Source organism: Psychrobacter sp. NPDC078501, assembly GCF_044900935.1.
Taxonomy (GTDB): Bacteria; Pseudomonadota; Gammaproteobacteria; order Pseudomonadales; family Moraxellaceae; genus Psychrobacter.
This window is the reverse complement of sequence record NZ_JBJDOS010000002.1, coordinates 581,469-605,143: the sequence shown is the minus strand read 5'-3', so window position 1 is coordinate 605,143 and position 23,675 is coordinate 581,469. Positions and strand designations below refer to the sequence as shown.

General features: G+C 44.0%; 18 protein-coding genes. 14 read left to right on the top strand and 4 right to left on the bottom strand.

All coding sequences use genetic code 11. The features are described from left to right. The first annotated feature begins 430 nt into the window (after positions 1-430). The 3 genes from ACI2IW_RS05480 to ACI2IW_RS05470 all read left to right on the top strand — a co-directional run bounded on the left by ACI2IW_RS05480 (position 431) and on the right by ACI2IW_RS05470 (position 7,039). Complete coding sequence (locus ACI2IW_RS05480; RefSeq protein WP_404692931.1) at positions 431-2,224, top strand: acyl-CoA dehydrogenase C-terminal domain-containing protein; 1,794 nt, start codon at positions 431-433, stop codon at positions 2,222-2,224. A gap of 348 nt (positions 2,225-2,572) precedes the next feature. Then, complete coding sequence (locus ACI2IW_RS05475; protein ID WP_102092994.1) at positions 2,573-4,357, top strand: acyl-CoA dehydrogenase C-terminal domain-containing protein; 1,785 nt, start codon at positions 2,573-2,575, stop codon at positions 4,355-4,357. A 237-nt stretch (positions 4,358-4,594) separates the two neighbouring features. Then, the gene (locus tag ACI2IW_RS05470) at positions 4,595-7,039 is read left to right on the top strand and encodes a site-specific recombinase (RefSeq protein WP_404692930.1); all 2,445 of its coding nucleotides are present in this window, start codon (positions 4,595-4,597) and stop codon (positions 7,037-7,039) included. A 575-nt stretch (positions 7,040-7,614) separates the two neighbouring features. On the opposite strand, the gene ACI2IW_RS05465 is transcribed toward ACI2IW_RS05470, so the two are convergent. Both ACI2IW_RS05465 and rsmA read right to left on the bottom strand, forming a co-directional pair. Further along, positions 7,615-8,451 (bottom strand): symmetrical bis(5'-nucleosyl)-tetraphosphatase, encoded by an 837-nt coding sequence (locus ACI2IW_RS05465; protein WP_404692929.1) that lies wholly within the window; start codon positions 8,449-8,451, stop codon positions 7,615-7,617. Between the two features lie 141 nt (positions 8,452-8,592). Beyond that, positions 8,593-9,456: a 16S rRNA (adenine(1518)-N(6)/adenine(1519)-N(6))-dimethyltransferase RsmA gene (rsmA, locus tag ACI2IW_RS05460; protein WP_404692928.1), complete on the bottom strand. Its 864-nt coding sequence runs from the start codon at positions 9,454-9,456 to the stop codon at positions 8,593-8,595. Between the two features lie 512 nt (positions 9,457-9,968). Between rsmA and ACI2IW_RS05455 the strand changes: the two genes are divergently transcribed. Continuing rightward, on the top strand, positions 9,969-10,742 hold the full coding sequence (locus ACI2IW_RS05455; protein ID WP_404692927.1) for a transglutaminase family protein: 774 nt from the start codon (positions 9,969-9,971) through the stop codon (positions 10,740-10,742). Positions 10,743-10,909: 167 nt separating this feature from the next. On the opposite strand, the gene pdxA is transcribed toward ACI2IW_RS05455, so the two are convergent. Further along, a complete protein-coding gene (gene pdxA, locus ACI2IW_RS05450; RefSeq protein ID WP_404692926.1) occupies positions 10,910-12,010 on the bottom strand; it encodes a 4-hydroxythreonine-4-phosphate dehydrogenase PdxA in 1,101 nt (366 codons plus the stop codon). A gap of 298 nt (positions 12,011-12,308) precedes the next feature. On the opposite strand from pdxA, the gene dnaB reads away from it, so the two are divergent. The 3 genes from dnaB (at position 12,309) to argF (ending at position 16,137) form a co-directional block, all read left to right on the top strand. After that, positions 12,309-13,712 carry a replicative DNA helicase gene (gene dnaB, locus ACI2IW_RS05445; RefSeq protein ID WP_057760393.1) on the top strand — a complete coding sequence of 468 codons (1,404 nt, stop codon included), beginning with the start codon at positions 12,309-12,311 and terminating at the stop codon, positions 13,710-13,712. A 178-nt stretch (positions 13,713-13,890) separates the two neighbouring features. Continuing rightward, positions 13,891-14,997 carry an alanine racemase gene (gene alr, locus ACI2IW_RS05440; RefSeq protein ID WP_404692925.1) on the top strand — a complete coding sequence of 369 codons (1,107 nt, stop codon included), beginning with the start codon at positions 13,891-13,893 and terminating at the stop codon, positions 14,995-14,997. Between the two features lie 216 nt (positions 14,998-15,213). Beyond that, positions 15,214-16,137, top strand: coding sequence for an ornithine carbamoyltransferase (gene argF / locus ACI2IW_RS05435; RefSeq protein WP_057760398.1), 924 nt, complete (start codon positions 15,214-15,216; stop codon positions 16,135-16,137). A 134-nt stretch (positions 16,138-16,271) separates the two neighbouring features. On the opposite strand, the gene rpiA is transcribed toward argF, so the two are convergent. Continuing rightward, a complete protein-coding gene (gene rpiA / locus ACI2IW_RS05430) occupies positions 16,272-16,931 on the bottom strand; it encodes a ribose-5-phosphate isomerase RpiA (RefSeq protein ID WP_404692924.1) in 660 nt (219 codons plus the stop codon). 306 nt (positions 16,932-17,237) lie between these two features. Between rpiA and ilvA the strand changes: the two genes are divergently transcribed. From ilvA to ACI2IW_RS05395, 7 genes are all read left to right on the top strand, one after another. After that, complete coding sequence (gene ilvA, locus ACI2IW_RS05425; protein WP_101205019.1) at positions 17,238-18,791, top strand: threonine ammonia-lyase, biosynthetic; 1,554 nt, start codon at positions 17,238-17,240, stop codon at positions 18,789-18,791. A gap of 187 nt (positions 18,792-18,978) precedes the next feature. Then, entirely contained in the window at positions 18,979-19,404 is a 426-nt protein-coding gene (locus tag ACI2IW_RS05420; protein ID WP_404692923.1) for an RNA-binding S4 domain-containing protein, read from the top strand. A gap of 198 nt (positions 19,405-19,602) precedes the next feature. Further along, positions 19,603-20,100 (top strand): low molecular weight protein-tyrosine-phosphatase, encoded by a 498-nt coding sequence (locus ACI2IW_RS05415; RefSeq protein WP_404692922.1) that lies wholly within the window; start codon positions 19,603-19,605, stop codon positions 20,098-20,100. Positions 20,101-20,415: 315 nt separating this feature from the next. Continuing rightward, on the top strand, positions 20,416-21,456 hold the full coding sequence (murB, locus tag ACI2IW_RS05410; protein WP_404692994.1) for a UDP-N-acetylmuramate dehydrogenase: 1,041 nt from the start codon (positions 20,416-20,418) through the stop codon (positions 21,454-21,456). Positions 21,457-21,505: 49 nt separating this feature from the next. Beyond that, on the top strand, positions 21,506-22,234 hold the full coding sequence (locus ACI2IW_RS05405; protein ID WP_404692921.1) for a YdcF family protein: 729 nt from the start codon (positions 21,506-21,508) through the stop codon (positions 22,232-22,234). 115 nt (positions 22,235-22,349) lie between these two features. Beyond that, positions 22,350-22,610 (top strand): cbb3-type cytochrome oxidase assembly protein CcoS, encoded by a 261-nt coding sequence (gene ccoS, locus ACI2IW_RS05400; RefSeq protein ID WP_404692920.1) that lies wholly within the window; start codon positions 22,350-22,352, stop codon positions 22,608-22,610. A gap of 98 nt (positions 22,611-22,708) precedes the next feature. Continuing rightward, positions 22,709-23,608 (top strand): sulfite exporter TauE/SafE family protein, encoded by a 900-nt coding sequence (locus tag ACI2IW_RS05395; RefSeq protein WP_404692919.1) that lies wholly within the window; start codon positions 22,709-22,711, stop codon positions 23,606-23,608. Positions 23,609-23,675 lie beyond the last annotated feature (67 nt).

Genomic DNA, 23,675 nt, shown 5'->3' with positions numbered 1-23,675 from the left:
CGAACGCTATTTTTTTGCCTGTCGTTTTTTCATGTTAATACTGGTCGTATAAAGGATTATCTGTCTTAGTAACGTTAGAGTTTTCATATGCTTAATGCTGCTGTTTACTAGCGCCTAACGTCGATTGCATAACCGATGCAAGATAGGTTCATGACTTATCAGTCCTGTCACCAAACTTGTATAATCACCTATGAAAGCCTATCTTTTATAGTGAATTTGTTAGAGCACATTTAATCTCTCATTGACTCTGACAATCACCACTCTTTTCAACACTATTTTATGTAATCGATAGCATGGTTGACCTGCTTTACTGTTTATCCTTTATTTAGATTTTCAGATTGGCTAGGTAAGAATAACGCACTAGAGGATAGTGCGACCATATGCTCATTATTGGCTATGATCGGTTACATTCCAAAAAGGACAGGAAGTTATGCAATACAAAGCGCCCTTACGTGATATCCAATTCGTTATGCATGAACTACTCGATAGTGAAAGCCACTACAAAACTTTGCCTGCGTTCCAAGAAGCTGACCGCGAGCTAATGGACAGCCTATTTGAAATGGCTGCAAGCTTTGCTGAAAACGAACTGTCGCCATTAAACCAAAGCGGTGATGCTGAAGGCTGTAAGTTTGACAATGGTAAGGTCACCACGCCAAAAGGCTTTAAAGAAGCTTATGATGCGTATTGTGAGCTTGGCTTCCCTGCTTTATCTGCTGAAGAAAATTTCGGCGGTCAAAACATGCCGTTCTCATTATCTACTGTCATCAATGAAATGGTTGGTACGGCTAACTGGTCATTCTCTATGTACCCTGGCCTCTCACATGGTGCTATTCAAACCATCGAGCATCATGGTACTGACGAGCAAAAACAAACCTATTTAGAAAAAATGGTTACTGGCGAATGGTCAGGCACCATGTGTCTTACTGAAGCGCATGCGGGTTCTGACTTGGGTATTATCCGTACCAAAGCTGAGCCTAAAGAAGATGGTAGATATAGCATCACGGGGCAAAAGATTTTTATCTCTGCCGGTGAGCATGACCTAACCAGCAACATCATCCATATTGTATTGGCTCGTCTACCAGGCGCGCCTGCTGGTACTAAAGGTATCTCGCTATTTATCGTTCCTAAAATGACGGTCAACGCAGATGGTAGCGTTGGCGAAAGCAACAATGTCGTTTGTGGTTCTATCGAACACAAAATGGGTATCAAAGCCTCTGCAACTTGTGTCATGAACTTTGATGGCGCAACAGGTTACTTGATTGGACCTGAAAACCGCGGCCTACAGTGCATGTTCACCTTTATGAACGTGGCACGTATCGGTACAGCTGTGCAAGGTTTGACTGCAGCAGAGTATGCATTCCAAGGCTCATTGACTTACGCAAAAGACCGCTTAGCGATGCGCTCACTATCAGGTACGAAAGCACCAGAAAAAGCGGCTGATCCTATCATCGTACATCCAGCGGTTCGTAACATGCTATTGACTGAAAAAGCCTTTGCTGAAGGTGGTCGTGCGCTAGTTTATTACCTCTCCCACTTTGCAGATACCGTCGCAAAAGGCGAAGGCGAAGAGTTGAAGTTTGCTGATCAAATGTTGTCACTACTGACGCCAATTGCTAAAGCGTTCTTGACTGAAACAGGTCTAGAAGCTGCTAACCACGGCATCCAGGTTTATGGTGGTCATGGTTTCGTTAGCGAATGGGGTATGGAGCAGAACGTACGTGATACACGCATTTCTTGCTTATACGAAGGTACCACAGAGATTCAAGCGCTTGACTTATTAGGTCGTAAAGTCTTGGGTTCACAAGGTAAGCTACTTGCGAACTTTGTAAACGTTATCCAAGAATTCTGTGAAGAAAACAAAGAAAACGACGAAATGGGTCAGTTCATCCGCCCACTTGCCAAGCATCTTAAAGAATGGGGCGATTTGACTGCACGCATCGGTATGCAAGCAACTGAAACTCCAGATGCTGTCGGCGGCGCTGCGGTAGACTATATGTATTTCAGCGGTTATGTGACCCTAGCCTACTTATGGGCGCGTATGGCACTGGTTGCTCAGACTGCTATCGCAAACGGTACTGGCGAAAAAGCATTCTATGACGCTAAAGTTAAAACAGCTCAGTTCTACTTTGCTAAGCTATTGCCACGTACTACTACGCACGTACAGCGTATCAGCACTGGCGTAGAGCCATACATGAGCATGGACGTTGATCAGTTTGCCTTTTAATTAAAGCGCTAAACTTCGCAATCGTATAATCTTGAGCGGCAATATACTTCGGTATGTTGCCGCTTTGTTTTGCGCGTGCTTATGATAACTATCAACATAGTTTTAACAGTAGCAACTGTCTATAAGTACCGACCTGTCTACCTTCTCACATTCTAGTTGTCAGTGAGGTGTCTATAAGCACTTCAATAGCTGCTGCTAACTTTTGGTGTACGCACAATTCACGAAGAAATACACTCGCTCACAAGCTTATTTGTTAAACTTTGATTATTAATCGCTAAGGTTATACCAAGAGAACAGTTGATAATCTTAACAACTTCAATTTTAATTATTTGAACCAAAGGAATGTTTATGGCTGTTTACAATGCCCCTCTTAATGACATGCGCTTTATCTTAAATGACGTATTCAAGGCGCCAGAGTTTTGGCAAAACAACGAAAACTTGGCTCATGTCGACATGGAAACTGTCGATATGATTTTAGAAGAAATGGGAAAACTGTCAAAAAACATTCTACTTCCTATTAACCGTAGCGGTGATGAAGAAGGCGCAACTTTCGAAGGTGATGGCGTCGTCACTACGCCGACAGGCTTCAAAGAAGCCTATAAGCAATATGCTGAGTCTGGCTGGGTTGGCTTAAGCGGTAATGCTGAATACGGCGGTCAGGGCTTCCCTAAAATGGTTACCATGCTCACTGAAGAGATGGTTTTTACTGCTAACCAATCATTTGCCCTATATCCAAACCTAACAGTCGGTGCGACACTTTGTTTAAATGCGGCTGGCTCTGAAGAGCAAAAGCAAACTTATCTAGAAAAAATGTACAACGGCGAATGGGCGGGCACCATGTGCTTGACGGAGCCGCATGCTGGTACTGATTTGGGTATTATCAAAACCAAAGCTGTGCCTAATGATGATGGTAGCTATGATATCTCTGGTACCAAAATCTTTATCACTGGTGGTGAGCATGACCTTACTGACAACATCATTCATTTGGTATTGGCAAAAACACCAAATGCACCAGAAGGCTCAAAAGGCATCTCACTATTTGTCGTACCAAAATTCTTGGTCAATGCAGATGGCAGCTTAGGCGAGCGCAACACATTAGCGGTAGGCTCTATCGAACACAAAATGGGTATCAAAGCTTCTGCGACTTGTGTCATGAACTTTGATAATGCTAAAGGCTGGATGGTTGGCGCGGAAAACACTGGTCTATCATCAATGTTTATCATGATGAACTACGAGCGTGTCACTATGGGCTTGCAAGGCCTTGGTGGTTCTGAGCTTGCCTATCAAAATGCAGCGTTATATGCCAATGACCGCGGTCAAGGCCGTAGCGATACCCAGCTACAAAGCCCAGAAAAACCTGCTGATGCTATTATTCATCATGCTGACGTCCGTCGTATGCTATTGAATGCTAAAGTAAACACTGAAGCATCGCGCTGTTTTGCGATGTACGTTGCCAAAAACCTTGATGAAGAGAAATTTAGTACCGATCCTGAGTCAGCCAAAGCGGCTGCAGCTCGTGTTGCTCTGTTAACACCAGTTGCTAAAGCGTTCCTGACTGATAAAGCACTAGAAGCCACTGTTGATTGTCAGCAAGTATTTGGTGGTCATGGCTATATTCGCGAATGGGGTATGGAGCAGATCGTTCGTGATACACGTATTGCACAGATTTATGAAGGTACCAACGGTATTCAAGCGCTTGATTTGTTAGGTCGTAAAGTTGCTCGTAACAACGGCAAGTACGTCACTCATTTCTTGGGTGAAATTCGTGACTTTGTTAACAATATGCAAGCAGACCACGCTATCAAACAAGCTACATTGAATGCAGCAGATACCATCGAAGAGCTAACCACCACTGTGCTTAACAACATCGGTGAACGCAAAAACGAAATCAATGGCTGTGCGGTCGACTACATGCATGCGTTTGGCTACCTTGCTTACTCGTACATGTTTGCGTTGATGGTAGAAGCCGCTAATGGCAAAGAAGGCGAGTTTTATACCAATAAAGCCAAGCTTGCTGACTATTTCGTTGGCCGTGTCTTACCACGTATCGATGCTCATGCACAAATGGTCAAAGCTGGTAGTGACCCGATGATGAACTTTGATCTTGCTTATTTCGACGTTCCTGCAAGCTAAGCTAGCTTTAAAACTAACCTAAAATACCTTGATTAAAAGGACAGTCGTGTTACTGTCCTTTTTTTTGTCAAAATAACTGCTAACAAAATAATTCAATATCAATTGGCAGTTCCGATTAAAATAACGCAAGACAAGATGTCGCTCGACTACAATTGAACGATTGGCAAACATTACTCAACCACTTATACCGACTTAAATAATAAAAACGATTGAAACAACCATGATAAAGGGTGCGACGTGTCAGAATTAAAACGCATTTTACAACAGATTACCGCTTTGAGCGACGTGCCAGATCCTGCGGTACTCAAACGCTTGATTGATGAGCTACGAGTCAGTGATAAAGAACCTGCATTGGCCAACGAAAAAATTCAATCCCTTATTGATATCATACATCAGCATCCAGAATATGGAGATGGGCTGTCTAGTTTTGTGCTAAAACTGATTATCCAATATCGACAAATTGCGCTGTATACCGATACTGGTATTATGTCCGACCAAGGATTCTTTAACAGTTTACGCCGGTTGATTGGCCATCGGTTTTTACCATTATTACCACAAGATGACTCTGTCGTTGAACTGGTGGGCTACTTATTTAATAAACGCTCTGATGAACGCTGGCTTGCCAATATCGAAAAGGAAAAATGGGACAAACTGGTTGAGCTGGTTCGTGTAGAAGAGAAACATTTAAATCTAGTCGCTACCGCAAAAAACAGTATTTTAAACGCCATTATCATTTTGTCTTATCGCATCAGTGGTATCGGCTTGCATCCTGATTTGATGGAGTCCTATCCGCAGATACTGAACTACTCAGCATCTTTTGTTGCACAAAACCAAGAAGCCGTACTCTTTGTCAATCAATATCGTCAAGCACATGAGCTTGATACCTTGACAGATATCACACCCGAGCAAGCAGTCGACCCCGCACCTCTATTGGTCATGCTTGAACAGTGCGAAGATATTGTTGCTACTGTACGCAAGCGGATTTATAAGACCGGTATCTCCATCCGTTTGACTAATATGATGCTGCGTCTAGATCAAAGTTTGCAGCGTATGCGGATTTTGACTGAGTTGGTCACAGACGATAATCAAAAGCGAGATCGCGCTGTTATTGAACTGATACAGGCGCTTATCACTACGGCTAATCAGCGCTATAGTATTGGTTATTTGATTGATAACAATACCAAATTACTCTCTCGTAAAGTCACAGAAAATGCCAGCCGCGTCGGTGAGCATTATATTAGTACCGACAAAGCTGGCTATCAAAAGATGCTCAAAAAAGCCTCTATTGGTGGCTTTGTCATTGCATTTATGGCAACCATAAAAATACTGGCGTATCACTTAGCGCTCGCACCCATGGGTCGTGCGTTCATCAACAGTATGATCTATGGTTTGGGTTTCGTATTTATTCATGTTATTCGCGGCACAGTCGCGACCAAGCAGCCAGCCATGACCGCGGCTGCAATCGCTTCTACCATTTCTGAAGGCTCTGGTAAAAAATCGCATCAGTTGACTAAGCTATCAGAATTGGTCGTCGATATCTTGCGTACCCAGTTTATCGCTATCATGGGTAACGTCATGTTAGCCGTACCCGTCGCTTTGATTATCTCTTTTGCTTGGTTGCAATATACTGGCGCGCCAATGATTGACACCGAAAAAGCAGGACATTTGCTACATGATCTTGACCCATTTCACTCATTAGCACTGCCCCATGCTGCCATTGCTGGGGTTTACCTGTTCTTATCTGGTTTGATTGCCGGTTACTATGACAACTTGGCAGTTTATAACAACGTAGGCGCACGTATACAACGTCACAGATTGTTGAAATACCTATTGCCTAGCTCATGGCTTCAGCGTTTAGGCGGCTTTATAGAAGCCAACTTGGGCGCTATCATGGGTAACTTCTTATTCGGGGTGTTCTTAGGTAGTACCGCGACTATCGGCTATATCTTTGGCTTACCAATTGATATCCGTCACATTGCCTTTGCTTCAGCAAACTTGGCACATGGGCTATTCAATATATCTGCTGATGACATCAGCTGGAATCTCATCCTAATTTCTATACTTGGTGTGGCACTTATTGGTCTGGTCAACTTAATCGTTAGCTTTTCACTGGCACTGTTTGTTGCCCTACGTTCTAAAGAAGTTCGATTTTTTGAATGGAGTCGTCTCACAAAGCTCGTATTTGGCCATATTATTAGTCATCCGTCTGACTTTTTCTGGCCACGTGATAAGCCAATGAAATATGCGCGTATCGATAGTCAGGGCCATATGATATTTGATGATACCTCCGCACAAAAAAATGGCAAATCCATACCGAGTAATTATGTGGTAAGGCGTTTGTCTGATGTCAGAATCCTGCCTGAATCTAAACATGCTGATGCTCAACATTCCCAGACAAACACCGACATCAACTATGAAAAGCAGCCAATAGATGAGCATACGCAGCCGTATAGCTCTCCTGAAAAGGTAATGGATCTGGACGATGGTTTAGTCGATGACGAACTAAACAGCGTTCCTTATACCGATGACATCCAATACGATAAGGTCACCAAAACGATAAGTGCGGTTGATAGCGATGTCGTTAGTGATGAGCCACACCATACTGACTCTAATGACAAGCAGACTGGTGACGCAAAAACACCTTTACCAAAACCTAAAAAACCACCAAAGCTACCTAGTTAAATAGGTAGTTGCGGTGGGTTTTTGCTCGATCAACTGTTGATATTAAAGTCATTGAATACATGTAAAATAATGGATTAGATATGACCGAAAGAGTAACCAACAAAGCAATTTTCAGTAGTAGAATTTTTTCAATTAATTATGTTACCTACCCTACTAACCACAGCGTTATGAGACACTGTGACTCCGTGCAAAAAGGCTGTTATTACAAATTAAACTTTGTTTTAATTCAGCCTAAAGTTGGTGGTGTGTTCGAGTGTTCAAACTGCATTATAAACCTGTTCGACAGAGTTTATTTATTTCGTCCCGATAAATATGAGCACAGTGTTTCACGAATTCAATCTGGTAAACGCGTGTTATTGAGTTTTGCTTTGAATATTTAGCCAAAGCTTATTAAAGCTGGGCAAACTGTCGAGTTATTTTTCTTTGATTGGTTTGCCATAGGTATACCCCCAAGGGAACCAGCTATTTCACCCTTTAAGTCTATTAACAGACTACTTAAAACAGACTGATATAATGGAACTACTTATAACAGACTATTTATTTAGCCTTGTATATTAAGACACCTATAACCCTCTTTATGGACTCGGGCACTGTGCGCTTGAGGTTATTACCTTGCCATCACCTAATCTATAAGCCAATAGATAGTTACCCCACACGCAGCCACCGTCGAGTGCGCGCGCATGTGGCAAATCAATCTCTCCTTTTAGCGCAGCCCAATGACCGAATAGTATCTTACGAGTGCGCGGTACTTGCCACTCAAACCAAGGCAAAAAATCGGTTGGCATAGCTTCCTCTAAACCTGCTGAAAAGCTAAACTCGAGCGCCCCATCCTGCTTACACAAGCGCATACGCGTAAAGTAATTAGCAATCGCCCGCATTTTGGTAAATCCTTCGATACCTGCATGCCATTCATCCGCTTCTTTGCTATATAGATTCGGTAGCAATTGATCGAGCTGCGCCAAATTACTTTGCAGCTGAGCTTCTAATTGCTGTGCGTATCCTGCAGCTGCTTCAATACTCCAATGTGGTGGAATACCGGCATGCACTAACACCGTATGCTCATCAGGATAAGCCAATATCGGCTGCCTGCGTAACCATTCGAGCAACTCATCACAGTCATCCGCAGCAAAGATAGGTGCGGTTTTGTCTTTATTTTTAAGCTTGGCTACCCCGCGCCAGACTGCTATCAAATTAAGATCATGATTGCCCAATACCGTTGCCGCAGCGCCCTGCTCACACAACGCTTTGACATGACGCAGCGTGTTCAATGAGTCCTCGCCGCGTGCTACCAAATCACCAGCAAACCATAATTTGTCTTGGGCAGGATCGAAATCCAGTGTTTTTAGCAATTCTAGATACGCAGCATAGCAACCCTGCAAGTCACCGATAACATACTGATGGCGAAAACTCATAACACCTCAATGATTTAAACACGATAATTAAAGACAGTTCGATAAGAAATAAATACTTAAGCGCTAATCACAAAAATAAAGCATAAAAAACCGCCATTATAATTGACGGTTAGTAGCATGCTTTTATTTATCAAAAATACATTATACGTCTAGTTGTTGTGAATGATTGCTTAGGTTCACAAAATCTGTGACGCTTAATGTCTCAGGTCGTGCTTGCGGATCGATACCACAAGCCTCAAAATCGTCTTCGCTCAATGTCGGCAGCAACGTTGATTTTTTGAAGATAGCCCGTAGTGTTTTGCGACGATGGTTAAAAGTCTCACGTACGACAATAGCAAAGTGCTCTTCATCATTTGCGACTACTGGTTTGTTGATGTGCGGCGTCAAGCGGAAGACAGCACTAGTCACCTTTGGTGGTGGATTAAACGCACCGCGAGGAACGGTCAGCAAATAATCTGTATCACAGTGGTACTGCATGATGACCGATAAGCGGCCATAAGTCTTGCTACCCACATCGGCTGTGATACGCTCAACCACTTCTTTTTGCAACATAAAATGCATGTCTTGAATCACATCGGCATAGCTAAGCAGATGAAATAAAATAGGCGTTGAGATGTTATACGGCAGGTTACCCACCACGCGCAGCTTACCGCGCTCTTCACTATATAGCTCACGGTAGTCCACATGCATCGCGTTGTCTTTGATAATATCAAAGTTTGGATGGCTATTGGCACCGATACGAATACGCAAGCTATCTGCCAAATCACGATCCAGCTCCACGACTGTCATCGCATCCACTTCTGCTAATAACGGCTCGGTCAATGCGCCCATACCAGGCCCAATCTCGATCAAATTGTCATCGCGCTCTAGACGAATACTTTCGACGATTTCGCGAATGACGCTAGTATCATGCAAAAAGTTTTGGCCAAAGCGCTTACGCGGCTGATGTTTGGCAGCACGTAAGCTGTTAGAAATAGTTTGAGCATCAAATGAAGTTTTGGACATAAAAGAGTCTTAATGTATAAAAGATAAATGGGCGATGATAATGTAATGGCAGCGATACGCTGACTTTATAATGACAAATTATACCACAGCTCATAATTAGGCTGTGTTTTTGAATAATTATTATCGATAGACGAGCCATGCTTTCAAGTCCACTGACCCAGTAACTTTTTACCACCAAATCTATTTAATATAAACTCTGATTATGCTAAATGGCAGCGTCAAACCAAGCGCCAGCAGACAGAAACCAGTCCAAAGGTGGCGTCATCATAACGATTGCGGCGTAAAAATAAACCGATAATTGATTTTTAAAGATTTTTATGTTTAATAAAGCCCGACTGCATAACGCAATTGGTTATGTCTCACCTTTTGATTCTGAAAAGCGGTATTATGATAATTTAACCCTGTCAGGTATTGCTGTCTGACTCCAGTAAGCCAGTCTCTGATATAGTCGGGGCGGTTCAGCCTCACGCGATCGTCAGCCCGCCAGATAAACACCCTTAGGGAGTTCAAATATGATCTTGAAACTTAACGTCACACTCCATTATCGACTCTCAGAGCCAATGGATCTTTTACTTCAGATTGAAGCTGCCGATCTTGCGGATCAACGGGTACGGTCAGCCGAGATTTGGACATCAGACGTTGCGCATTTTTCACGGGTTACCGCCGATGATGGCATAGGAGAGCGGATTTGGATTCACGCTGAAGGGGATTTTAGCTGCACTTATCTCGCAGAAATCGCCGTTGACCGTCCTGCCTTGGACATATCGGCACTGTCCCAAACGCCCCTGCATCTTTTGCCCGGAGAGACGATCAGGCATTTAATGCCGTCTCACTATTGCCCGTCAGAACAGTTCCATGCCTTCGTAGACGCCGAGTTTGGAAATCTCACTGGCGGCGCACGGATTGCCGCAATGCGCGACTGGATCGAGTCGGCATTTAGCTATGTACCCGGATCAAGCCATGCACAAACCACCGCGCTCGACAGCTTTGCTCAACGTCAGGGCGTATGCCGCGACTTTGCGCATGTTCTCGTAACACTAGCCCGCGCGTCGTCGATACCAGCTAGGTTTGTGAGCGTTTATGCGCCCGATGTGACACCACAAGACTTTCATGCCGTGGCCGAGGTCTATCTTGAAGGGAGCTGGCACCTCATTGATCCGACTGGCATGGCAGGTGCCGACACAATGGCCCGCATCGGTGTTGGATCCGATGCGTCCAGCGTCGCGTTCTTAACCTCGTTCGGATCCATGGAGCTGGTCAATCAATCAGTATCCGTCACTAGATAAGTTTAGGGTCCTGATCCTAGGCTTTCGAGCCTATGTTTAAGACAGATGCTGTTCCTCATGCACGATATAAACTTTACTAAATCGTCTTAAGTGGCTGCCTTTTTAGATAGGCATTACTGATAATAAAATTATTAAGTACTACGTGAAAAATATCTATAAGCACTGACTTATACAGCAGGTACATCGATAAGTGATTTATCAGCCATCTCATTAGCCATATTTAGTGCTTGATATAAACTGGTCGCACTCGCACCGCCGCTTCCTGCCAAGTCTAACGCCGTACCATGATCAACAGAAGTACGAATATAAGGCAGACCCAAGGTTAGATTGACCGTATCGCCAAAACCGTGCGACTTTAATACTGGCAGTCCTTGGTCGTGATACATGGCAATGACCGCATCACAGTTTGCTAAATGTCTGGTGGTAAATAACGTATCCGCTGGCATCGCCTCTGATATATTGACACCTGCATCGATGAATTCTTGCAACACGGGATTGATAATCTCAATCTCCTCACTTCCCAAGTGCCCGCCCTCGCCTGCATGTGGATTGAGGCCGCAAACCAAGATGCGAGGCTGCGTGAGACCAAACTTCTCTCTCATGTCATCGATGACAATTTTTACCGTTTGGCGCACGTTCTCCGCGGTGATGGCAGCAGGGATGTCCTTCAACGGCAAATGCGTAGTGACAAGTGCTACTTTCATCGCTTGATTGGCCAGCATCATGACGACTTTCTCACAGCCGCTTTGCTGCATAAAAAACTCAGTATGACCACTAAACATGGTGCCATCTAATAGCTTAATATCTGCATCTATCAGCGCTGACTTTTGCAATGGCCCAGTGACGATGGCAGCGACTGTATTATTTATGGCCAGTTTATGAGCAATAGCTAACTGCTGAGCCACCATCGCTGAGTTAGCGATATTGATTTGCCCGCAGACAACGGGTGCGGCACAAGGAATATTCAGTAGGATAAAAGCACTATCAGCTTCTATACTCTGCTTTGAGATCTGCTCTACCAAGTTAACATCGAAATTATCGACATTTATATCTGTATTGATAGTATGCCAGCTAGGTGTGCTTTTGAGCACGCCCGCCGCGACCAACTCCTCCGCGCGAGTTTGCATCGCTTTAGCATCAGCAGTCACCCAAATTGGCCGAGCAAAATCTTGCAACTTCCCCTCTGCTGCTAGTCCTAGTACTACGTCCATGCCAATACCCGCAGGCTCACCTGTAGTGATTAATAGCGGTCGTTTTCCTTTTGTCATAACAATAGCCTTATGTTATTCAAATTATTGATTTTATTATATTTATAATTGATTCTTTAAGTTTTTACACTTAGATACCTTATGGTATTTCTTAGTTCATAAAAAACAATCACTTCAGATTTAGTTCTTTATCAAGTCTAAAAAACCATATTATGTGTTAAACTTTCGCATCTGATTGTAGCATTTACAGACAAACCTGAGACCGCGTTTTGGTACTTCTATCGTAGAGGCGCGCTACGTTTGTATTGCTCTATCATCGACATCCTTTTTCATACCCATTTTAACTCATTAGGCACTCATGGCAGAAAACGACAAAACCGACGACTTACTCAATCAGACACCGCCGCACAATATTGATATTGAAAAGGCATTGCTCGCGTCTTTGATGAGTATCGAAGAGGCGTACGACAAGATTGCCGATATTGTCACCAAAGATGACTTTTATGCTGGGCGACATCAATATATTTTTGATGCCATTGCCCATTTGGCGGCAGTGAATGAGCCTTATGATACCGTCATGGTACACGACTGGTTAGAAGCGCAAAAGCTACTCAAAGGCGCAGGTGGTGACAGTTATTTGGCTGATATTTTGAGCCAAAGTCCTGCGACCTTATTTAACCTGACTGCCTACGCTCAGCGTGTGCGTGAACTATCAACCCTACGCCAGCTGATTACCACTGGTAATGACATGCTGACGCTTGCTTATAATCCAAAAGACCAAAGCGTTAGCGACATTCTCGATAATGTCGAAGGTAAGATATTTAGTATCAATGAGCAGCATAACAAACGCGCGGAACAGCGCGGACCTGTTGGTATTACCTCTGTCTTGACCAATGTTATCGATAAGATTCAAGAACTAAAATCTAATCCCGATGGCATGATTGGTTTGCAGACACCATTTGCCGAGCTGAATAACAAAACCCAAGGCCTACAAGCGGGTGACTTGATTATTGTCGCTGCGCGTCCTTCGATGGGTAAAACCACTTTTGCGATGAACTTGGCAGAAGGGATTTTGTTTAATGAAGATTTGCCAGTCGTCGTATTTTCGATGGAGATGCCTGCGGAATCTATCGTCATGCGTCTGCTGTCCTCATGGGGCGCGATTAACCAGACGCACCTACGTTCTGGGCAAATGAATGAAGATGAATGGGCAAAGATGATGAACGCCATTCAACATTTGCAATCAAAGCATTTGTATATTGATGATAGTACTGCCCTACCGCCGTCTGAGATGCGTTCTCGCTGCCGCCGTATCGCCAAAAATCATGACGGTCGCTTGGGTGCTATCGTAGTCGATTATCTTCAGCTGATGAAAGTGCCAAGTCTAGATGGTAACCGTGTTGGCGAGATTTCCGAGATTTCTCGTAGTCTAAAGGCGCTCGCACGTGAGCTTGAATGTCCAGTGATTGCGTTATCACAGCTTAACCGTAGTCTAGAAAACCGTCCAAATAAACGCCCTATCATGTCAGATCTACGTGAATCTGGTGCGATTGAGCAGGATGCCGATTTGATTATGTTCATCTATCGTGATGAGGTTTATAATGAAAACTCAGACCATAAAGGCGTGGCGGAAATCATTATTGGTAAACAGCGTAACGGTCCTATCGGTACTATTCGTTTAGGCTTCGAAGGTCAATTTACCCGCTTTATCAATCTAACGCCAGAGTACTACCAAGGCGTGAGTTTTGAGAATGATGAGTAATCTATTTTATAAAATTTAACTCTAACAAAGACTAGGCTTTATATAAACTCAGGTTTAGTCATAGGTTAATAAATCATTTTATACAATCAATTTTAATACAATAGCCAGTACCGCATCAACTCAATCGATGCGGTACTGGCTTTATAACTTCATAATTCTACTCATACAGAAGGCGATTATGCGCACAATCACGATAAAACCAAAAGCCCTTACTCATAACCTAAATCAAGTCAAACAACGAGCACCTCAGTCTAAGGTATTGGCTATGGTCAAATCCAATGCTTATGGACACGGCGTGGCGGCAGTCTTGCCAGCCCTGCAGCAAGCAGATGGTATCGGTGTCGCTACGTTGACTGAAGCGTTAGAAGCCAGACAGTTGGGTTGGGAAAAAATCATCGGTCTAGTAGAAGGTGCGTTTACCGCTGATGAGTGGCAGCAAGCGATTGATCATGAGATTAGCTGCGTGATTCACCACGGACCACAGCTAGAATGGGCCCTGCAAAATGTCCCGCTAGCTGGCAGTGCAACTAGAGTAGCTTGGCTCAAATACAATACAGGTATGAACCGTTTAGGATTCAATGCTGAGGGTGTGCTATCAGCAGCAAAACGCCTACATGAAGCGGGTTATCAGCTGATCCTAGCCACGCATTTTGCCAATGCTGATGACTACGATCATCCATTAAATGCGATGCAGATTGAGCGTTTCTCAAGCGTACTGGCGACTTTGAAAGACACCATTAGTCCAGATATCCAAGGTTCGTTATGCAACTCTGCTGGTATCGTCAACTTCCCAGAGTACCATTATGACTGGGTACGTCCAGGCATTATCTTATACGGTAGCTCGCCTGTGGTTGATAAAAGCGCACAAGAACTAAACTTGCAGCCCGCGATGGAGTTTAGTGCTCAAATCATTGCTCTACAAACCGTTAGCGCAAATGATGCGATCGGCTATGGTAGCCGCTGGCGTGCGCAGCAAGACACCAGAACGGCGTTGGTCAGCGTTGGATATGGCGATGGCTACCCACGTGTGGTCACTGACGATGCGTATGTCACTGTTATGGATGCTAACGACAATCAAAGCTACCGTTGTCCTGTGATTGGGCGCGTGGCTATGGATATGATTGTTATTGATGTCAGTAGCGCACCTGAGAGTCTTGCTATAGATAGCAAGGTCATGCTCTGGGGCGATGCGCCGCGTGTCGACGAAGTTGCAAGTCATGCTGGGACGATTAGCTACGAGCTGTTATGTCGCCTTAGCATACGTCCAAATCGTACACAGGCATAATCATTGCGGCATAGTCATTAGCATACAAGATATCGTGGCTTGCTAAGGTGATTTCGGTCTATTTGGCAAGCCATTTGATCTTGATAAAAATGAACGTTTACATTGAAAGTAAATACGCTATACTAAAAGTTTGTTGTCAACCCAGTATACGCACTGACGCGATGCTATTGAAGACTGATGACGTTTCACTGACTGCGATCGACTGCTAGGATTACTATGAGTTTGCGCCATTTTTTAACCTTATCTGATTTAACCAAACAAGAACTAGAAAACTTAATCAAACGCGCAAGCGAATTGCGGAAGATGCAACACGCAGGCGAGATATACCAGCCTTTTGTTGGTCGTACGCTTGGCATGATATTTGAAAAATCTTCAACGCGTACCCGTATCTCATTTGAGACAGGCATGGGGCAATTTGGTGGTAACGCCATATTTTTATCACCAAACGATACGCAGCTCGGTCGCGGCGAGCCACTAGAAGATTCAGCACGCGTGATTTCCAGCATGGTTGATATCATTATGATTCGTACCTTTGGTCATGAAAAAGTTGAAACCTTTGCTGAATATTCCAGTGTACCGATTATCAATGCGTTGACCGATGACTATCATCCTTGCCAGTTGCTTGCTGATATGCAAACTTACTACGAGCATCGCGGTAGTATCGAAAATAAGATTGTGACTTGGGTCGGTGATGGCAACAATATGTGTTCATCATTTATGCAAGCTGCTAATCAGTTTGGTTTTGAATTACGCGTGGCAGCACCTTATGGCTTTGAGCCTGATCCGAAACTTATGGAACGCTTCTCACACTGCGTAAGTCTGGTAGAAAACGTACAAGATGCGGCAAAAGATTCTAATCTAATTGTCACCGATGTGTGGGCAAGTATGGGTCAAGAATCAGAGCAAAACACACGTGCACGTCGTTTTGCGCCTTATCAAGTGACGCCGTCTCTATTAGACAAGGCTGATCCTGAAGTGGTGTTTATGCATTGCTTGCCAGCCCATCGTGGCGAAGAAATCTCTCATGACATGCTTAATGACCCACGCTCTGTCGTTTGGGATGAAGCGGAAAACCGCTTACACGCACAAAAAGCATTGATGGAGTTTTTACTCAAAGATAAAATCAAGTTACCTGCATAACTTAGGTTATTCTATAAAAAGCTAGTGAATTCAATAGTAAAATAACTTGCTAACAAACTCCTAAATAAGTTCCCAAATAAAAAAGCCGCCCAGATCTGGACGGCTTTTTTTTATACAAATGATTTGATCATAAATTAACGCGTGAGCGTTGTCACACCATTAGCACCTGCTTTTAACAGAACGTCTGCTTGGTTTGCTGCAAAGATACCATTACAGACCACACCCACGATATTATTCAGCTCTTTTTCAAGCGCGATTGGATTGCTCACATCCAAGTCATAGGTGTCTAAAATGACATTGCCGTAATCAGTGACAAAGTCTTCACGATATACTGGCTCGCCGCCCAATTTGGCCAATTGACGAGCCACATACGAGCGGGCTTGTGGTAATACTTCAATCGGTACTGGAAACGCGCGACCCAATATATCAACGCTTTTACTGTTATCGACCATACAGACGAACTTGTTTGAAGCTGCTGCCACAATCTTTTCGCGAGTCAATGCACCGCCGCCGCCTTTGATAAGTTGCAAGTGCTCATTGACTTCATCCGCACCATCGATATAAACATCCAATGTACCAGCAAAGTTTAAATCGACTATTTCGATACCAAGCGCACGAAGTTTGTCTTCTGTCACCTGTGAGCTAGCGACAGCGCCAGCAAGCTTCAGTTGTGGCAACAACTCAATCAAACAGTTGACCGTACTACCTGTCCCTACCCCAAGTATCATATCGTCTTCGATATAGCTTAGAGCAGCTTTGGCCGCGGCTTGCTTTTGTGCTTGCTGATCACTCATCATAAATCCTTGGAAAATAAACGTATGGTCTTAAAAAAAGTAAAAGGCTAAAACAGATAAAATGCGCGGCTATTATAACCGATGATATTAACGGATGTTAGCGCATCATGGCGCTAATTTGTGAGTCCTATCGTGCCTACCTAAGACTTAACTTAGGCAAATACCTGCACTTCATGTAAATTCAAGCACGAAATCTCAAGAAAACTGCAATTGAGTCTTGCAAGATACTAAAAATCGGCATAGGCTAATCTATTTCGTTTTTATATTCATCTACACTTTTTATATTCACTCTGTTTAGGGATTACTATGCTGTCACACTGGGTACGAGCCATCTTACAAGCCACCGTCTATGACGTTGCTATTCAAACACCACTTGAAACGGCGCCCAAGCTGACCCAACGTTTTGCCAATGATATTAGATTTAAGCGTGAAGACTTACAACCGGTCAAATCATTTAAATTGCGCGGTGCCTATAACCGCATCAGTCAGTTGAGCGATGAGCAAAAAGCGCGCGGCGTCATTTGTGCTTCAGCAGGTAATCATGCGCAAGGCGTGGCTTACTCTGCGCGCAAATTATCATTAAATAACATTATCGTCATGCCAACCACGACTCCTGATATCAAAGTGGATGCGGTAAGAGCACTTGGTGGCAATGTAGATCTGCACGGTGATAGTTTTGATCAAGCGAACCGTTATGCGATTGACCGCGCTGAACGCGAAGGACTTACCTTTATTCCACCTTATGACGATGAACTGGTTATCGCAGGACAAGGCACCATCGGTCTTGAGCTTACCCAGCAGTGGCGCAACATGGATTATGTGTTTGTTGCCGTTGGTGGTGGTGGCCTAATATCTGGTGTGGCCGCATTCTTAGGCGAAGTTGCACCGCATGTAAAAGTGATCGCGGTAGAGGCTGAGCAGTCAGCTTGTCTAAAAGCAGCGCTTGAAACAGGTGAACGTGTCAAACTTGAGCAAGTAGGATTGTTCGTCGATGGCGTGGCAGTCGCACAGATTGGCGAATTGCCTTTTGACGTCGTCCGTACGCAAAAAAGCGATAACTCAGGCCCTATCGTTGAGCCTGAAGTGATCACTTGTACCAATGATGAAGTGTGTGCCGCTGTCAAAGATATCTTTGAAGAAAATCGCAGCATTGTTGAGCCTGCTGGCGCGTTGTCAGTCGCTGGTATGAAAAAATATATCGAAGCTAATAATATTCAAGATAAAAACTGCGTCGGCATCATCTGCGGTGCCAATATGAATTTTGACCGCCTGCGTTATATCGCTGAGCGTACTGAAATTGGTGAGAAAAAAGAAGCTATCTTTGGGGTTACTATCCCCGAGCAAACAGGCGCTTTCTTGAACTTCTGTCGCAGTCTACACGGTCGTAATATTACTGAGTTTAACTACCGTGCTGATAGCAAAAAATCACCAGACTCAATGGAACCTGCCTCAATCTTCGTAGGTATCGCTTTAAAAGAAGGTGAAAAAGAGCGTCAAACCATCAGTAACCAATTATCAGACGATGGCTATACCGCTCATGACCTGACTGATGATGATATCGCCAAATCGCATATCCGTCACTTGATTGGTGGTCATGCTCATGTCGAAAACGAGCAATTGCTACAAGTGGTATTCCCAGAACGTCCAGGCGCATTGCTAACGTTCTTAGAGAAATTGGGTGATGACTTCAATATTACCCTATTCCATTACCGCAACCATGGTGCTGCTGAAGGTCGTGTACTGGTTGGCCTGCAAGCCTCTGAAGGCAATTCTCGTCAGCTGCAAGATGCGCTTTTAGATATTGGTTATGACTGTGCCACGGTCAATGACAACATTGGCTATCAGTTGTTTTTAAGATAACCTCCTAAGAGTATGTTCCTAAGATGAATAACAAAAGCGGCTTCTCTTACGATTAGCCGCTTTTTGCATCATATAATTCAATACTAAGTACTACAGTCATCAAATCTATTTGCAAATATCAAAGTTGCCCTAATATTGTTTATATAAAACTATGATTTAATATAAAAACGAATGCAGAGTGATTCTTATGAAGAAAAATGCTAATGCTGATGATAACCAAGGTTTGGTGAAAATCCGTCTTGATAAATGGCTTTGGGCAGCTAGGTTTTATCGTACACGCACCCTAGCCAAACAAGCGATTGAAAGTGGACGCGTGCACTATGCTGGTAGCCGGGTAAAAACCAGTAAAGAGATTTCAGTCGGAGATGAGCTAACCATTCGCCAAGGCTCAGCGACCGCGATGACCGAAAAGACGGTCGTTGTTGAGGCGCTATCTGCCCAGCGTGGCAATGCGACTGCCGCTGAGGTTCTATATTCAGAGACTAAAGAGAGCGAGACACGGCGTGCTTACTATGCCGAACAGCGCAAACTGGCCAACCTTGCTCGTCCTGATAACAAGCCCAACAAAAAAGAGCGACGCGATCTACAACGTTTTAAAAGCAATCAAGATTAAAACTGTTTCACCTTTCGGCTTTGCATCATATGGCCAGATTTTCGTTGTTAAATGACGCTATTGTTTAGTCTCTATCCTTGCCATTCCAAGCATTAAGCGTTACGCTAGCAGCTGATTCAATCGATTGCATGCTAATAAAAGCCGCATTAACAATGCCGGTCTCTTATAGCATGTTTTTTTGTTATAGAAGGTCATATTATGCTGATGAAAGCCTGTACTCCCTCGTCTGTATTATTGGTATGTTTGGGAAATATCTGCCGCTCCCCTACTGCTGAAGAAGTTTTTCGTCAGCAAGCAGCGATTGCTGGACTATCTATAAAAGTAGACTCAGCAGGCACTAGTGATTGGCACGTTGGCAGTGCGCCTGATGCTCGCTCGCAACGTCATGCTAAGTCACACGGCTACAAAATCAATAAGCTGGTCGCTCGTCAAGTCAGTGCCAATGACTTTCGTGATTTTGATTTAATCTTAGCCATGGATTCACAGAATTTAGCTGATCTACAAGCTATCAAAGACAGCATTGCAGATATAGAAGATAATTTGGCAACATTAGCGCTGTTCAGTGAAGAAGACCCTACCTATTGCGGCAGCGATGTGCCAGATCCATATAAAGGCGATAACGATGATTTCGAAGAAGTGATCGAGCGTATCGAATCAAGCGCCCAAGCTTGGATAGAAAGCTGGAAAGCCTGCTAGCCATACCGTCTATATTTCTGCTACTCTTGCATCCGGTATCCTTTATAATATGGTTAATCTTCTATAAAAGAGCTACAGTGTTAACCTCGCTTGAAGTATCACAGTTACGTCTGCATTCAGTTGCCTTGTATCTCTTTTAAATTGAATCAACTATAGCTACCTTATCATTTATTATCCTTTTGCCACATAGGCTATGTTATGACCCAAGCTTCACGCCTTGACCACAGTACTCAGTCTACCATCAGCTCTGATGTTTCGAATGTTTCATCGACTGCCGTAGTCAATGATTCAATCGACTTGTCATATGACAATACTATGGCATTGGCCTGTGTTGCTGACTCTGTCGTGACGTTAGAAAATGAGGCGCAGCTTGACGGTTTTATGGCAGCTTATATAGAGGATACAGCAGACAAGCTACCACTGTTTGTACTGTCTGGCGGTAGCAATGTTTTATTGCCTGCCGCGTTAAAAGCCATAGTATTGCAGCCAAAGATGCGTGGTATACATCTGACCAATCAAGCCGACGATTATGTTGATATCGAGGTAATGGCTGGTGAGAACTGGCATGATTTGGTTGTACATACGGTCAATCAAGGTTGGTATGGGTTAGAAAACCTTGCACTAATACCAGGTCTGACGGGCGCGGCACCCATACAAAATATCGGTGCATACGGCGTACAATTAGAAGATCGCTTACAGTATGTACGCGCCTATCATTTGCCGACACAAACTTGGCACCATTTGTCAGCTGTTGATTGCCAATTTGGCTATCGTGACAGTATTTTTAAGCGCACACCAAACACATGGTTTATTAGCCGTGTAGGTTTCAGATTACATACTGATCCCACCAATATTCTAGCCAGTTACGGTGATGTACAGACTGTGGCGCAGCGCTATGCGGAGCAACGAGGGCGCGAGCAAGCGATGCCTCGTGATGTTATGCAAGCCATTATAGATATTAGACAACAAAAACTGCCTGACCCAAAACAGCTACCTAATTGTGGCAGTTTTTTTCAAAACCCTATTATCGCTCAGGAGCGGTTTACAGCGCTGCAAGCAACTTATCCAGCTATCGTTGGTTATGCGATGCCTGATGCAATGGTAAAGGTTGCTGCAGGCTGGCTTATTGAGCAAGCAGGGTTAAAAGGGGACGGCATTGCGCCTATTTTTACGCATAAGCAGCAAGCACTAGTATTGACTAACCATACGCCTCAGCAAGCCACGCAAAAAGATGTAGCCATAGCGCAGAAACATATCGCTGCTACTGTCTATGAAAAATTTGCCATTCAATTGTCACGTGAGCCAGTCTGGGTAAATGCTGATGGCTCAATTGGATATGCTGAGCATGTGGCCTAAAAAATCATGGTCTAAGCGGCTATTATCTAAACGATTATGGCGATATTACTTGCGGTTTTCTGAACGCATGGTGATACTATTCCGCATTATCAATATTACTTTTATACTAGGCTCAACGTCTGTCATTTTAGTGATTATTAGCCTATTTACCCCGCTGTTTTCGCAAGCAATCGTTTATATCTTTTCTCTACTGCCGCTACCTGACATGCCTTCTGCTGCCATGAGCTCCCCGCCTACCGCCTATGTAGTCTTAGGCGGCGGTCTGACCAATGACCATAACAACCAAATTATCCTCAATCGCTATAGCCTCAATCGCGCCCGTACCGCTGCAGGCGCTTACCATGACTTACCCCTACCAATCGTACTGAGTGGCGCTGAAGCTCCATGGCTCGGTCAATGGTTGATGGAACACGGTATCGATGGACTGATAAGTGAAAATGCTAGCATGAATACATGTGAAAACGCCCGTTTTACAGCCAAACGCATTCCGCTACGCCATGTATACCTGATTACTGACAGCTATCATATGGCACGTGCACGCAGACAGTTTGCCTTAAACGGTATCAATAGCACACCACTTCCTGCGCCACTGCCAGTAAGACGCGACTGGATGAAGCCTGCGTACAATTTAAGTCACTCAAGGCGCGCTGTCTATGAGGTAGCAGCCTACCTGCGAGATGTGATACGTCCACAGATGGACTGTCGCCATGCCAATGATGTGACTTCACAGCAGCTATTGACCCCAAGAGGCAATGCCGCAAAAGACTCTGACGAATAAACGTTAAAGATGTATACGATACTATTAAGAGACTCACTGTAAATGCTACCGATCATTCACTACATTTGTGATGGGTGTATAATAATAAGAGACACTGCTATTTAAGAGATTTGCCATGCTCAGTATATTTTTATTAATTCCATTAAGTCTCATGCTGTTTGTGGTTGCTATTTGGGCAGTGCGTTATGCGGTCAAGTCAAATCAATTCGAAGATCTGGACAATGCATCACAGCGTATTATATTGGATGACCGTCAAGAACGCCGCCAAACCATGCAGGCTCACGAACGCTCAGCGCCTGCCCAGCAGCAAGATAAAACAGCCGCAACTGATGGAAATAACGATAACTCTGAGATAAATAAAAACTCAGAAATCTAATCTTACCTACCTTATAAATGCGTAATTTATTGGTGCCGTTTTATTAAATAATTCAGCACTAGCAAGTTCGCCCTTTACCATTCTTAGGAGACGCATTCATGACCATCGCTTTACTTGTGGCGGCATTACTAATGGGATTCTTTGGTTCACCGCATTGTTTAGGCATGTGTGGAGGTCTTGTGACCGCGTTTGGCCTATCTATGAAAGATGTCAGCCCCGCCAAACGTCGCGCTTTGGTGGCCACTTATCATCTTGGGCGTTTAACGAGTTACGCATTATTGGGTTTAATTGCAGGGCTTATCGGTATTACCGTATTAAAGCCATTGATGATGGGTAATAGTACACCGCGTATTTTATTAGGATTGGTACTGGTATTTGTCGGTGTGACGATGCTTGGTGCACCATTTTTGACTAAGCTCGAACGTTTTGGTATGCGCTTTTGGCAGTATCTTAGCCCATTGCGTCAAAAGGTATTTCCACTCAATACTTTTCCGCGCGCACTGACAGCAGGTTTGCTTTGGGGCTTTTTGCCTTGTGGTTTGGTATATGGCGCCCTACTAATTGCGGTCGTTGCTCACAATCCATTAAGCGGTGCTGCGTTGATGTTTGTCTTTGGTCTAGGAACCATACCGATGTTGGTTGCGACGCATGAAACGGTCGGTTGGCTACGTGATAAGATCGGACGTTTTCGCTTAAGACAGCTAAACGGTGCGATTATGGTAATTTCAGGTTTGGCAGTAGCGGTCGTGCCGATGGTCATGGCAAATATGCATGGCGGCCATGGTGAGATGAATCATGGTAGCCACGCTGCTATGATGTCTGATATGGACTCTCATGATATGAACCAAATGAATCACGATATGGCTATGGCAGAAGACATGGATCATAACATGCAGGATATGGACAACCATATGGATCATAGTATGCATGACATGAGTGATGAATCAATGGACATGAATCACCATGAGCATACTGAAATGATGGAACATGCTCAATAAATTTATTTAAACAGATACTATTAACACTTAGCATATAAAAAAGCCCTCAATACCATTTTTGATATTG